A 12,110-nucleotide genomic window follows, 5' to 3' on the forward strand; every position below is an offset into this window, starting at 1 on the left:
GGCCGCCTCACACCAGTCGGACGTACTCGTAGTCGAACGGCTTGCCGTTGATCCCGTTGACCGGCGGCGCCACCCAGCTCGCGATCCGCCCGCGCTCGTACACCGGCCGCATCAGCGACCGTACGAACGCCAGGTCCTCGGCGGTGGGCAGCCAGTGGCGCCGGTTCGCCTCCCAGGCCCGCTCGTCGACGATCGTGCCGTCGGGGGTGACGTGGTGGCCGGAGGCGAGGCCGACCTGTCGGTTGAAGCCCGGGTGGGGGAGGCGGAAGCGGACGTCGATGCCGTGGTCCTCGAGGATCCGGTTCCAGCGTTTGACGCCGGTCTGGCAGTCGGCGATGTACTCGTCGCGCAGGTCGAGATTGAGGGCGAGCAGCGCGGGGACCTCGTCGGCCCCCCAGGTGCCGTCCTCGGCGGGCTTGTCCAACCGCACACCGTCCTCGGTGAGCCGGTGGTCGTCGCCCCGGCGCTCCTCCTGCCAACGGCCCTTGAGCCCCGCCGTGTAGTAGTTGGCCGCGTTGGTGGAGGTCTCGCTCCCGAACAGGTCGAGGGAGACGGTGTAGTGGAAGTTGATGTACTTCTGGATGATGTCGAGGGGTATCCCGCCGCACGCGGCGATGTCCAACGTGTCGTTCTCCACCACGAGTTGGGCACTCCGGGCGACCACCCGGTCGACCCCGGTCGTCCCCACCATCATGTGGTGCGCCTCCTCCTTCAGCATGAAGGTGCAGGTCCGCGACAGCGGATCGAAGGCGCTCTCCTTCAACGAGCCCAACTGGTACTTGCCGTCCCGGTCGGTGAAGTACGTGAACATGTAGAAGGCCAGCCAGTCGGCGGTCTCCTCGTTGAACGCGCCCAGGATGCGCGGCGAGTCGGGGCTGCCGGAGTTGCGGTACAGCAGCGCCTCGGCCTCCTCCCGCCCCTCACGGCCGAAGTAGGCGTGCAGCAGGTACACCATCGCCCACAGGTGCCGCCCCTCCTCGACGTTGACCTGGAAGAGGTTGCGCAGGTCGTACAGGCTCGGCGCGCTCAGCCCCAGCAGCCGCTGCTGCTCGACCGACGCGGGCTCGGTGTCGCCCTGGACGACGATGAGCCGTTGCAGGTCGGCGCGGTACTCGCCGGGCACCTGCTGCCACACCGGCTCGCCCTTGTGCTCGCCGAAGGCGATACGGCGGTCCGGGGTGGGCTCGGCCAGGAAGATGCCCCAGCGGTAGTCGGGCACATGGACATGGTCGAAGTGCGCCCAGCCGTCCCGGCCCACCGACACGGCCGTGCGCAGATAGACACCGTGGTTCTCCAGGGCGGGGCCCATCTCCCCCCACCAGCCGAGGAACTTGGGCTGCCAGCCCTCCAGGGCCCGCTGCAGCCGGCGGTCGTCGGCGAGGCCGACATTGTTGGGGATCTTGGCGTCGTAGTCGATGGCCGTGGGCATCGGATCACACTCGCTTCCGGTCGTGGACGGCCCGCTGGCCGGTGCCGTAGCGGCGCAACGCGCCCTCCGGACCGGATGCGCCCGGCCGTACGAAGATCCAGTTCTGCCAGGCGCTGAGCCGGCCGAAGATCTTGGTCTCCATCGTCTCCGGGCCGACGAAGCGGAGGTTGGCCTCCATCCCGGTCAACGCGTCGGGACTCAGCGCCGCCCGGTTCTCCAGCACCAGGCGGACCTCGTCCTCCCAGTCGATGTCGTCGGGCGCGTCGGTGACGAGCCCGAGCTCGCGGGCCTGGGCGGGGGTCAGGGGATGCCCGGTCGCCTCACGGCGCAGCCAGTCGAGGTGGTCGTCGTCCCCGTAGAAGCGGGACGCGAGCCGGGAGAGCCCGTTGCCCATCGGGAGGGCCCCGAAGTTGACCACGGACAGCCGGAGTTGTGCCCGCTCATCACTGTCCGGGTCCTCGACGGGCGGCCCGTCCAGCATGTACTGCACATCGCAGGCGAGAGCCAACTCCAGCAGCAGGCCGGCGAAGCAGCTCCCGGGCTCGATCAGAGCGACGAGACTGCGGCTGGTGACGTCGAGACGCTTCAGGGTGCGCTTGTAGTAGTGCAGGATCTCGTCGGCGAGCCAGTCACCGTCCCCACGGCCGCTCAACAGCCGCTGTTCCTGTGCCAGTACGAGGTCAGGGTCGCCCTCGGTGCGCAGCACCCAGGTGCCCAGCTCGGGCTCGTTGGCCCGCAGCCTCAGGATCAGGTCGTCGAGTTCACGGGTGAGGCGGAGCAGCCACCCGTCAGTGCCGTCCTCTGGCCCGCCCACGGTGATCCGGACGAGCCCGAGCGCCCGGTCGAACTCGGCGCGCACATACCGGTAGGAGATCCCGGCGTCGCTGATCTCGCGTTCCAGCGGCGCGAGTCGGACACCCCGCACGTCCGCGGGCCGGGGATTGCGCGCCGCCGCCTCCCGGGCCCGCTGCTCGACGACCGCCCGGAAGTCCCGGCGCGGCACGATCTCGTCCACCAGCCGTCAGTCCACGGCAGTCTTGCCGCGCACCCCGTCGCTCCGGGTGGCGAAGACGTCGGCGAGGTCCTTGCGCACCCGCCGCTTGTCCGTGAGCCGGGTCAGGCCGCCGGTGCCGGGCAGCACGCCCAGGAGCGGCACCTCGGGCAGCGCGACGGCCGAGGAGTTGTCGTCGATCAGCAGGATCAGGTCGCAGGCCAGCGCCAGCTCGTAACCGCCGCCCGCGCAGGAGCCGTTGACGGCCGCGATGAAGGTGATCCCGGAGTGCTCGGAGGCGTCCTCCATGCCATTGCGGGTCTCGTTGGTGAACTTGCAGAAGTTCACCTTCCACTCGTGCGGGGAGGCGGCGAGCATACGGATGTTGGCGCCCGCGCAGAACACCTTCTCCTTGGCGCTGGTCAGCACAACGGCCCGTACTTCCGGGTGCTCGAAGCGCAGCCGCTGCACGGCGTCGTACAGCTCGATGTCCACACCGAGGTCGTAGGAGTTCAGCTTCAGCTCGTAACCCGGCACCAGCCCGCCGTCCTCGTCGACGTCCAGTGCCAGCCAGGCGACCGGCCCGTCCGTACGCAGCCTCCAGTGCCGGTACGTCTCCGGGCTCCGGTCGAAGGACACCTCCACCATGCCGAGCGCCTCCTCGCGCCGGTGCGGGTACCGATATCCCGATGGTCTACAGAAGCGCTTTAGTGCGTCAAGGTTCTGTAGAACAAAAAGGAGGCGTCGTTCCGTGAGCGAGGAGGGGGCGGATGCGGCAACGCGCCGGTGGCGCGCCGCCCTCTGGGCAGCGCGCCACCAGTCAGTCAGCCGGGATCAGGCCGGCGTGCCGGGTAGGTCAGGCGCGGCGGTCGCCACCGTGCCCGTTGTGCCCACCGTCACGGTCGTGCCCGCCGTCGCGGTCGTGGCGGCCGTCTCCGTCGTGCCGGCCGTCGCGGTCGTGCCAGCCGTCCCGGTCGTGGCGGTCACCGTCGCGGTCGTGACGGCGGTCCCCGTCCCGCCAGCCGCCCCGGTCGTGACGGCGGTCCCCGTCGCGCCAGCCGTCGCGGTCGTGGCGGCCCCAGGAGGTCTCGTCGACCAGGAGGCCGCGCTCGTCACGCAAGGTCGCGGTGTCGGAGTTCCGGTCCCACACGTACCCGCGACGGTCCTGGTAGACGTCGCTCCCGGTGTCCCGGCCCAGACCGGTGTGGACGCGGACGGTCGCACGGCCCTGGAGCAGGACGTGATGGAAGGTGTAGGTGTGGCCCTGCCGGTCGGACAGCGTCCAGTGGTCCAGGTTCACCGCCCGGCGGGAGCCGTTGGTGATGTCCGCCCACTCAGCGTTCAGCGACCGGTTGCCCCGGCCGTCACGCCACGGGGACGTGGTGTGCACGGCGCTGATGAACACCGAGCCGTGGTGCGGGCGGCCGGGCTGGTGGTCGGCGGCCGCGGCGGGGAGCGCGGCGGCACCGACGACGGCGGCGGCGACCGCGGCGGCGGCGGTCAGTCGACGGACGGAAGCAGAAACGGACACGAGTGTCCCCCTTCGCAAGGGTGGAACACCCCGGCCACGGCGATGAAACCGCAGGTCGGCGGGGTGTGTTGTGCGGGTGGCGACCGGTCGGCCGCACATCCACACCCTGCACGGAATCCCCACGTCCGGTGAAGGAAATGCGTGCGTCATTACAGATCCAACAGATATCTATGACTCTCAGCTGTATCGACCATTTATCGGCCGAATGCACCAGTTTGACGATGTGTAATATCGTTCACCCTTGAAAACACTGGAATGTGGCATCTGTCCGCCAGCCCCCGCCACCCCACCTGCGAGAACGCCGTCACCCGAAAGTGAGTAACGGCCCAACGCAAAAGGGCGCCCCCCGGCGGGGGCACCCCATCACCTGTCAGATGTCCCGGAAGATCTCGATCTGCGCCCCGATCGAGTTCAGGCGCTCGGCCAGGTCCTCGTAACCGCGGTTGATGACGTACACGTTGCGCAGGACGGACGTGCCCTCCGCGGCCATCATCGCCAGGAGGACGACGACGGCGGGGCGCAGGGCGGGCGGGCACATCATCTCGGCCGCCCGCCAGCGGGTCGGGCCCTCGACCAGGACGCGGTGCGGGTCGAGGAGTTGGAGACGGCCGCCGAGACGGTTGAGGTCGGTGAGGTAGATCGCCCGGTTGTCGTAGACCCAGTCGTGGATGAGGGTCTTGCCCTGGGCCACGGCCGCGATCGCCGCGAAGAACGGGACGTTGTCGATGTTCAGGCCCGGGAAGGGCATGGGGTGGATCTTGTCGATCGGTGCCTCGAGCTTGGAGGGCCGGACGGTGAGGTCCACCAGCCGGGTGCGGCCGTTGTCCGCGACGTACTCCGGGGTGCGGTCGTTCGCCAGGCCCATCTCCTCCAGGACCGCGAGCTCGATCTCCAGGAACTCGATCGGCACCCGGCGCACCGTCAGCTCCGACTCGGTGACGACGGCCGCGGCCAGCAGGCTCATCGCCTCGACCGGGTCCTCGGAGGGGGAGTAGTCGACGTCGGTGTCGATGTCCGGCACGCCGTGCACGGTGAGCGTCGTGCTGCCGATGCCCTCGACCTTGACGCCGAGCGCCTCCAGGAAGAAGCACAGGTCCTGGACCATGTAGTTGGAGGAGGCGTTGCGGATGACGGTGACGCCGTCGTGCCGGGCGGCGGCCAGCAGCGCGTTCTCGGTGACGGTGTCCCCGCGCTCGGTCAGCACGATCGGACGGTCGGGCCGGACCGCCCGGTCCACCTGGGCGTGGTAGTGGCCCTCGGTGGCGGCGATGTCCAGCCCGAACCGCCTCAGCGCGATCATGTGCGGCTCGATGGTGCGGGTGCCCAGGTCGCAGCCGCCGGCGTAGGGCAGCTTGAAGCGGTCCATACGGTGCAGCAGCGGGCCGAAGAACATGATGATGGACCGCGTGCGCACGGCCGCTTCGGCGTCGATCGCCGCCATGTCGAGCTGGGCCGGCGGCACGATCTCCAGGTCCACCCCGTCGTTGATCCAACGGGTGCGGACACCGATGGAGTTGAGGACCTCCAGGAGGCGGTAGACCTCCTCGATCCGGGCGACCCGGCGCAGCACGGTGCGCCCCTTGTTGAGCAGGGACGCACACAGCAGCGCCACGCACGCGTTCTTGCTCGTCTTGACGTCGATGGCCCCCGAGAGCCGACGGCCGCCGACCACCCGCAGATGCATCGGTCCCGCGTAGCCCAGTGAGACGATTTCGCTCTCGAGCGCTTCACCGATTCGAGCGATCATCTCAAGGCTGATGTTCTGATTGCCCCGCTCGATGCGGTTGACAGCACTCTGACTGGTGCCCAGCGCCTCCGCCAGTTGTGCCTGTGTCCAGCCTCGGTGTTGCCGGGCGTCACGGATGAGCTTGCCGATGCGTACGAGGTAGTCGTCTGCCATGGGGTTGAGGCTATCTCAGATATGAGATGGGGCATCCCGGGGGGTCCATTCGGGTGATGCCCCGTCAGTGTCGCTTGGCGCTGTGGGTCTTCCGCCACCCGAAAGGTCCGGGCAAATCCATCGATGTCGTACGACGTCCGGTGCTGCTGTGGGTGTGCCGCGGACCGTTCTTGCCGCCAGTGGTGATGGACCAGGAGTGCCGGTTGATGTTCAGGCGCACGCCGGGCAGTATCCGGAAACTCTTGCGGAACGTGAGGGGCATCGTGCCTCCTTCCGAGCGGGCTGTTTCCTGTCCGGTTACCCCGACTTGGCCTCCTGATGGCCGATCCCGTCGATCGTCCGGGAAGCGGTCAGGATTCGAGAAGCGCCGACCGGCGGCCCCCGCATAGCGTTGGACCGAGCCAGGCAGGCCGCCCGAGAGGTTGGAGACACGATGAGCCACGCCGCCGACAGCCACGACCTGATCCGCGTGCACGGCGCGCGTGAGAACAACCTCAAGGACGTCAGCATCGAGATCCCGAAGCGCCGGCTGACGGTCTTCACCGGTGTCTCCGGCTCGGGCAAGAGCTCGCTCGTCTTCGACACCATCGCCGCCGAGTCGCAGCGGCTCATCAACGAGACCTACAGCGCCTTCGTGCAGGGCTTCATGCCGACCCTGGCCCGGCCCGAGGTGGACGTCCTGGACGGTCTGACCACCGCGATCATCGTCGACCAGCAGCGTCTGGGCGGCGACCCCCGCTCCACCGTCGGCACCGCCACCGACGCCAACGCGATGCTGCGGATCCTCTTCAGCCGGCTCGGCACACCGCACATCGGCCCGCCGAGCGCGTACGCCTTCAACGTCCCCTCGGTCCGGGCGGCCGGCGCCATCACCGTCCAGAAGGGCGCGAAGAAAGCGGTGAAGGCGACCTTCGAGCGGACCGGCGGCATGTGCCCCCGCTGCGAGGGCCGTGGCAACGTCACCGACCTCGACCTCGCCCAGCTCTACGACGACTCCCTGTCGCTGAACGAGGGCGCCATCACCGTCCCCGGCTACAAGGGCGGCGGCTGGAACTCGCGCCTCTACATCGAGTCCGGTTTCTTCGACCCGGACAAGGCGATCAGCAAGTTCACCAAGCGCGAACTGCACGACTTCCTGCACCGCGAGCCGACCCGTATGAAGATCGCGGGCATCAACATGACGTACGAGGGTCTGATCCCGCGGATCCAGAAGTCGATGCTCTCCAAGGACAAGGAGGCGATGCAGCCGCACATCCGGGAGTTCGTGGAGCGGGCCGTCACCTTCACCATCTGCCCCGAGTGCGACGGCACCCGGCTCGCCGAGGGCGCCCGCGCCTCGAAGATCAAGGGGATCAGCATCGCCGACGCCTGCGCGATGCAGATCACGGACCTCGCCGAGTGGGTCCGCGGGCTGGACGAGCCGTCCGTCGCCCCGCTGCTGACCGCGTTGCAGCAGTCCCTCGACTCCTTCTCCGAAATCGGCCTCGGTTATCTGGCGCTGGACCGGCCCTCGGGGACGCTGTCCGGCGGTGAGGCGCAGCGCGTCAAGATGATCCGCCATCTCGGCTCCTCGCTCACCGACGTGACGTACGTCTTCGACGAGCCGACCACCGGCCTGCACCCGCACGACATCCAGCGGATGAACGAACTGCTGCTGCGCCTGCGGGACAAGGGCAACACGGTGCTCGTCGTCGAGCACAAGCCGCAGACCATCGCTATCGCCGACCACGTCGTCGACCTCGGCCCCGGCGCCGGTACGGCGGGCGGCACCGTCTGCTTCGAGGGCACCGTCGAGGGCCTGCGCTCCGGCGACACCGTCACCGGCCGTCATCTCGCCGACCGGGCGGGCCTGAAGGAGAGTGTGCGCAAGCCGACCGGACAGCTGGAGATCCGGGGTGCGAGCGCCCACAACCTGCAAAGCGTCGACGTCGACGTCCCCCTCGGGGTGCTCTGCGTGGTCACCGGTGTGGCGGGCTCCGGCAAGAGCTCCCTCGTCCACGGCTCGATCCCGCCCGGCGCGAACGTCGTCTCGGTCGACCAGGGCGCCATCAAGGGCTCCAGGCGCAGCAACCCGGCGACGTACACCGGACTGCTCGACCCGATCCGCAAGGCGTTCGCCTCGGCCAACGGGGTGAAGCCGGCCCTGTTCAGCGCCAACTCCGAGGGCGCCTGCCCGACCTGCAACGGCGCCGGTGTCGTTTACACCGACCTCGCGATGATGGCGGGTGTCGCCAGCACCTGTGAGGACTGCGAGGGCAAGCGGTACCAGGCCTCGGTGCTGGAGTACCGGCTCGGCGGGCGGGACATCAGCGAGGTGCTGGCGATGCCGGTGACGGAGGCGGTGGAGTTCTTCGGCGGCGGGGAGGCGGCGACCCCGGCCGCGCACCGCGTGCTGACACGCCTCGCCGACGTCGGGCTCGGCTACCTCACCCTCGGCCAGCCGCTCACCACCCTCTCCGGCGGTGAGCGCCAGCGCCTGAAGCTGGCCACGCACATGGCCGAGAAGGGCGGGATCTACGTCCTCGACGAGCCGACCGCAGGCCTCCACCTCGCGGACGTCGAGCAACTCCTCGGCCTCCTCGACCGCCTGGTCGACTCCGGCAAGTCCGTCATCGTGGTCGAGCACCACCTGGCGGTCATGGCCCACGCCGACTGGATCATCGACCTGGGCCCCGGCGCGGGCCACGACGGCGGCCGCATCGTCTTCGAGGGCACCCCGGCCGACCTGGCCGCCTCCCGATCCACCCTCACCGGCGAACACCTGGCGAAATACGTGGCCGGCTAGGAGCATGCGCCCGGGAAAGTATGCTCGCGTCGAACGGGAGAGACGTTTCCTCCTGGAAACGCCTCCCGCTCCCGCGTCGGTCACCGCCACCCGCGTGATCACCGACCGCTATCTGCCGGGGACCCGGCTGCGGCTACGGCGGTCCGAGCGCCGGGACGGCGGGGGACCGGAGCTCAAACTCACCCAGAAGATCCCCGCCGAGCGGCCCGGCGCCGTGCAGGGGTTCATCACCAACACGTACCTGTCCCCGGCCGAGTACGACCTGCTCGCCTCGCTGCCGGCCGCGGTACTCACCAAGACGCGGCTGAGCGTGCCCCCGTTGGGAGTCGACGTCTTCGGCGGGCCGCTCGCGGGCCTGGTTCTGGCGGAGGCCGAATTCGACAGCGACGAGGCGGCCTTGGCATTCGTGCCGCCGGTCGGGTGTGCGGCTGAGGTCACCGAGGACGTCCGGTTCACCGGCGGGAGTCTGGTCACGACCTCCCGTCAGACGCTGGCGGGATGGCTCGGCGAGTACGGGATTCGGCTCGGGTGAGGCGGCGGCCGTCACTTCTCCCCGCGGTCTTCCAGCTCGAAGTGCCACACGACCACCAGTGGGGAGTCGCCCAGTGCGGTGGCGGAGGCCTCCGGGATCCAGTGGAGGAGGTCCCAGGACATGTCGGTGGGGAGGGGGTCGGGCGGTGGCGGGAGAGGAGTGCGCGGACGGTGGGGTTCCTCGCAGTGGCGGACCCGGAAGCCGAGGGGGAGGGCCGCCGCGAGGTAGGCGCTGAGCGGGCGGTGGTGCTCCGTCAGCAATGAGGGGCGGCCGTCGGGGCCGGGGCGGCGGGGAAGCGTGGGCCAGAGGTAGGACCCCGTCAGGTGCGCGTCCGAGATCACCAGATGTCCGCCGGGACGCAGCACCCGGGCGAACTCGGCCAGCACGGGCGCCAGTTCGGGGACGTGGGTGAGCGCGAGCGTGCAGACGACCGTGTCGACCGCGTCGTCGGGCAGCGGAAGCCGGTGCAGATCGGCTTGGAGGAACCCGACGTCCGGCAGTCGCTCGCGGGCCCGCGCGAGCATCTGCGGTGAGGCGTCCACGCCGATCACCCGGTGGCCGAGCCCGTGCAGATGAGCGGTGTGCCGACCGGTCCCGCAGGCCGCATCGAGCGCTGTACCGACGGGCAGGCCGTCCAGCAGGCGCCGTACGACCGGCTGCTCGACGTCGATCATCTGGTTGCCGGGCGCGTCGTAGTGCGGTGCCCAGGACCGGTACACCTCGGCCGTGCCGATCGTGCCGCAAGCCGCCGTGACGGCCTCGGCCCGGGCGAGCGAGGGGGTCGCCAGCAGCCGTCGTATCTCGGTGAGCCGGGCCTCGACGAAGGCGCGGTCGGCGCTTCCCTCCCGGAAACCGCGCAGCAAGGCGGCCCCTTCCACCCCCAGGAGATAGCCGAGCGGACTGAGATAGGTCACCCGGCGACGCTACCGGCGCGAGGTGACCTGTCGCAGCGATTGTTGAGCATTCTCACTGAAGTTTGAGTGAGGGAGGATATTGAAGATCATTGCTGGCGTTGGAGTCTCATGGCGCAGGGAATTTTGTGCTCAGAGCAGCCCGGAGACGCTTCGCACTGTGCGACCTCTGGCCACCCCGTTATCTTCTTCGCGGTCCTGCAAGAGGGCCGCTGGCCTCTGGGCCCGGCATGACTGTTGCCCCCTGTCGAACGGATGACCTGGGGGTGTCACCGGGTCCGAGGGGTGCCGTCGGAGACGCTGATCAGAGGTCCGGCCACCGCCCGGCCCGGGCGCAATGCCACTCGCGGGCGGCAGGTCTGCATAACGTGGATGCGCGCGAACGGTCCCGCCGCCGAGGTCGGCACAGCACCGACGCATGTGGGAGGCACGGTGATCGGCATCGACGAGGCGGGCGTCTTCCTCGGCCTGGACGTCGGCAAAGCAACCTCCACGGCCACGGACTCACCCTGGCCGGGAAGAACGTTTTCGACAAGGCCCTGCCCAACGGCGAGTCCCAACTGCGGGCCGTCTTCGACAAGCTCAAGGCTAAGTTCGGCACCGTCCTGGTGGTCGTGGACCAGCCTGCCCCCGTCGGCGCCCTGCCATGGCGACAGAAGTTGCGAGGAGGAGATCGAGGCTACGGCGAGATGGGGTTACTCCGCTTCATTCTGGGATTAGGCTGTTGGGCTCAGTGAAGGCTGCTTGGGGGACATGCAGCACACGAGAGGATGTGCACGGTTCATGAACGGGGTGCCCGGACAGATCGGCCGGTACGCGGTCGAGCGGGAGCTGGGCTCGGGGGGAATGGGGGAGGTCTATCTGGCCTTCTCACCCGCAGGCGATCCGGTCGCGGTGAAGCTGATCCGCTCGGACCGGCTGGACCCGGTCGCGCGCGCACGCTTCGAGAAGGAAGCGCTCATCGCCAGGACGGTCGTGGGGACGAACCGGGTCGCCCGTTTCCTGGACGCCGACCCCTACGCGGAACGGCCGTGGCTGGCCATGGAGTACGTGCCCGGCCAGACGCTGCTGTCGTACGTGGACGGGAACGGCCCGTTGTCCGCTCCCCTGGCGGCCAGCCTCGGCGCCCTGCTGGCGGAGGGGCTCCAGGCCGTGCACGCGGTAGGGCTGCTCCACCGGGACCTGAAGCCGCAGAACGTCATGCTCGGGACCTACGGCCCGATCCTGATCGACTTCGGCCTCGGTGCGTTCCTCGATACCGCCAAGGACACGCTGTCCCACAGCGGAATGATCATCGGCACCGTGCGCTGCATGCCGCCCGAGCAGGCTCAGGGGCGGACAAAGGTCAAGGAGTCCGCCGATGTGTACGGCCTCGGCACGGTGCTGCTGTACGCGGCCACGGGGCACTACCCCTATGACGGGGCGCGCTGGGAGGCGATCGTCGGGCAGGTCGCCAACGCCGACCAGGCCCCGGACCTGAGCGGCCTCCCCCAGATCCTGGAGCCGCTGATCGGCTCCATGCTGGCCCACGATCCGGCCGACCGGCCTTCCCTCGATGCGGTGATGGCCGGATGCACGAGCGTGCTGTCCGAGGCGGGGCTGTCTCCCATGGCGGCACGGCACGCCCTGATCGACGCCACCGCGAAGGACGTGGAGGAGCCGGCTGCCGGGAACGAGTCGCCCTCGACGGTGTGGAGGCGAATAGCCGAGCAGGCGGTCGAGCTCGGCGAGGACGAGCCGGACAGTCCGCTGGACGGTCCCTCACCAGGCGCACCGAAGCCGGTCACGGCGGACGCGAAAGACGCGGAGGAGGCGGAGAACGCCGCCGGGGCCGAGCAGTCGCCCGGCTCGCCGGCGGGCAGCCCGGCGCCCCCCGCCCCAGTGGCCGGTGCGCCCGTACCCGTGCCCCGGAAGCCGGGACGACCGCCCGCGTCGCTGCGCGTGGCCGAGGAGCTGCGGAGCCGGTACGCCGCACAGCCCGGCCTCTGAGCCCGGCTTCCGGTGACACCGTGGGGGCGGTGTCGAAGGCGG

Annotated in this window: 10 protein-coding genes and 1 pseudogene; 4 read left to right on the forward strand and 7 right to left on the reverse strand. The window is 69.6% G+C overall.

The window, feature by feature from the left end; translation table 11 throughout:
- Positions 1 to 7: 7 nt before the first annotated feature.
- From boxB to ABZZ74_RS04705, 6 genes are all read right to left on the reverse strand, one after another.
- The gene (gene boxB / locus ABZZ74_RS04680) at positions 8 to 1,429 is read right to left on the reverse strand and encodes a benzoyl-CoA 2,3-epoxidase subunit BoxB (RefSeq protein WP_356761872.1); all 1,422 of its coding nucleotides are present in this window, start codon (positions 1,427 to 1,429) and stop codon (positions 8 to 10) included.
- 4 nt (positions 1,430 to 1,433) lie between these two features.
- Positions 1,434 to 2,444: a hypothetical protein gene (locus tag ABZZ74_RS04685; protein WP_356761873.1), complete on the reverse strand. Its 1,011-nt coding sequence runs from the start codon at positions 2,442 to 2,444 to the stop codon at positions 1,434 to 1,436.
- A 6-nt stretch (positions 2,445 to 2,450) separates the two neighbouring features.
- Positions 2,451 to 3,068 carry an enoyl-CoA hydratase-related protein gene (locus ABZZ74_RS04690; RefSeq protein WP_356761874.1) on the reverse strand — a complete coding sequence of 206 codons (618 nt, stop codon included), beginning with the start codon at positions 3,066 to 3,068 and terminating at the stop codon, positions 2,451 to 2,453.
- A 208-nt stretch (positions 3,069 to 3,276) separates the two neighbouring features.
- Positions 3,277 to 3,951, reverse strand: a complete 675-nt coding sequence (locus ABZZ74_RS04695; protein ID WP_356761875.1) for a lamin tail domain-containing protein — start codon at positions 3,949 to 3,951, stop codon at positions 3,277 to 3,279.
- 370 nt (positions 3,952 to 4,321) lie between these two features.
- On the reverse strand, positions 4,322 to 5,851 hold the full coding sequence (locus ABZZ74_RS04700; RefSeq protein WP_356761876.1) for a UDP-N-acetylglucosamine 1-carboxyvinyltransferase: 1,530 nt from the start codon (positions 5,849 to 5,851) through the stop codon (positions 4,322 to 4,324).
- Positions 5,852 to 5,915: 64 nt separating this feature from the next.
- Positions 5,916 to 6,113 carry a DUF4236 domain-containing protein gene (locus ABZZ74_RS04705; protein ID WP_356761877.1) on the reverse strand — a complete coding sequence of 66 codons (198 nt, stop codon included), beginning with the start codon at positions 6,111 to 6,113 and terminating at the stop codon, positions 5,916 to 5,918.
- A 171-nt stretch (positions 6,114 to 6,284) separates the two neighbouring features.
- Here ABZZ74_RS04705 and ABZZ74_RS04710 point away from each other — a divergent pair, with 171 nt between their 5' ends.
- Together ABZZ74_RS04710 and ABZZ74_RS04715 are read left to right on the forward strand one after the other, a co-directional pair.
- The gene (locus ABZZ74_RS04710; RefSeq protein ID WP_356761878.1) at positions 6,285 to 8,636 is read left to right on the forward strand and encodes an excinuclease ABC subunit UvrA; all 2,352 of its coding nucleotides are present in this window, start codon (positions 6,285 to 6,287) and stop codon (positions 8,634 to 8,636) included.
- Positions 8,637 to 8,730: 94 nt separating this feature from the next.
- Positions 8,731 to 9,168: a hypothetical protein gene (locus tag ABZZ74_RS04715; RefSeq protein ID WP_356761879.1), complete on the forward strand. Its 438-nt coding sequence runs from the start codon at positions 8,731 to 8,733 to the stop codon at positions 9,166 to 9,168.
- 11 nt (positions 9,169 to 9,179) lie between these two features.
- On the opposite strand, the gene ABZZ74_RS04720 is transcribed toward ABZZ74_RS04715, so the two are convergent.
- Positions 9,180 to 10,082, reverse strand: coding sequence for a class I SAM-dependent methyltransferase (locus ABZZ74_RS04720; protein ID WP_356761880.1), 903 nt, complete (start codon positions 10,080 to 10,082; stop codon positions 9,180 to 9,182).
- 429 nt (positions 10,083 to 10,511) lie between these two features.
- On the opposite strand from ABZZ74_RS04720, the pseudogene ABZZ74_RS04725 reads away from it, so the two are divergent.
- A pseudogene (locus ABZZ74_RS04725) lies at positions 10,512 to 10,726 on the forward strand (transposase); the annotation flags it as partial.
- A gap of 136 nt (positions 10,727 to 10,862) precedes the next feature.
- Positions 10,863 to 12,068: a serine/threonine-protein kinase gene (locus ABZZ74_RS04730; protein ID WP_356761881.1), complete on the forward strand. Its 1,206-nt coding sequence runs from the start codon at positions 10,863 to 10,865 to the stop codon at positions 12,066 to 12,068.
- Positions 12,069 to 12,110 lie beyond the last annotated feature (42 nt).

The organism is Streptomyces sp. NPDC006476 (assembly GCF_040612015.1).
GTDB classification, from domain to species: Bacteria; Actinomycetota; Actinomycetes; order Streptomycetales; family Streptomycetaceae; genus Streptomyces; species Streptomyces griseorubiginosus_B.

Coding starts and splice junctions, on each gene's coding strand:
- ABZZ74_RS04730 (WP_356761881.1), top strand. CDS start 10,863: ATGAACGGGGTGCCCGGACAGATCGGCCGGTACGCGGTCGAGCGGGAG.
- ABZZ74_RS04690 (WP_356761874.1), bottom strand. CDS start 3,068: ATGGTGGAGGTGTCCTTCGACCGGAGCCCGGAGACGTACCGGCACTGG.
- ABZZ74_RS04710 (WP_356761878.1), top strand. CDS start 6,285: ATGAGCCACGCCGCCGACAGCCACGACCTGATCCGCGTGCACGGCGCG.
- boxB (WP_356761872.1), bottom strand. CDS start 1,429: ATGCCCACGGCCATCGACTACGACGCCAAGATCCCCAACAATGTCGGC.
- ABZZ74_RS04700 (WP_356761876.1), bottom strand. CDS start 5,851: ATGGCAGACGACTACCTCGTACGCATCGGCAAGCTCATCCGTGACGCC.
- ABZZ74_RS04705 (WP_356761877.1), bottom strand. CDS start 6,113: ATGCCCCTCACGTTCCGCAAGAGTTTCCGGATACTGCCCGGCGTGCGC.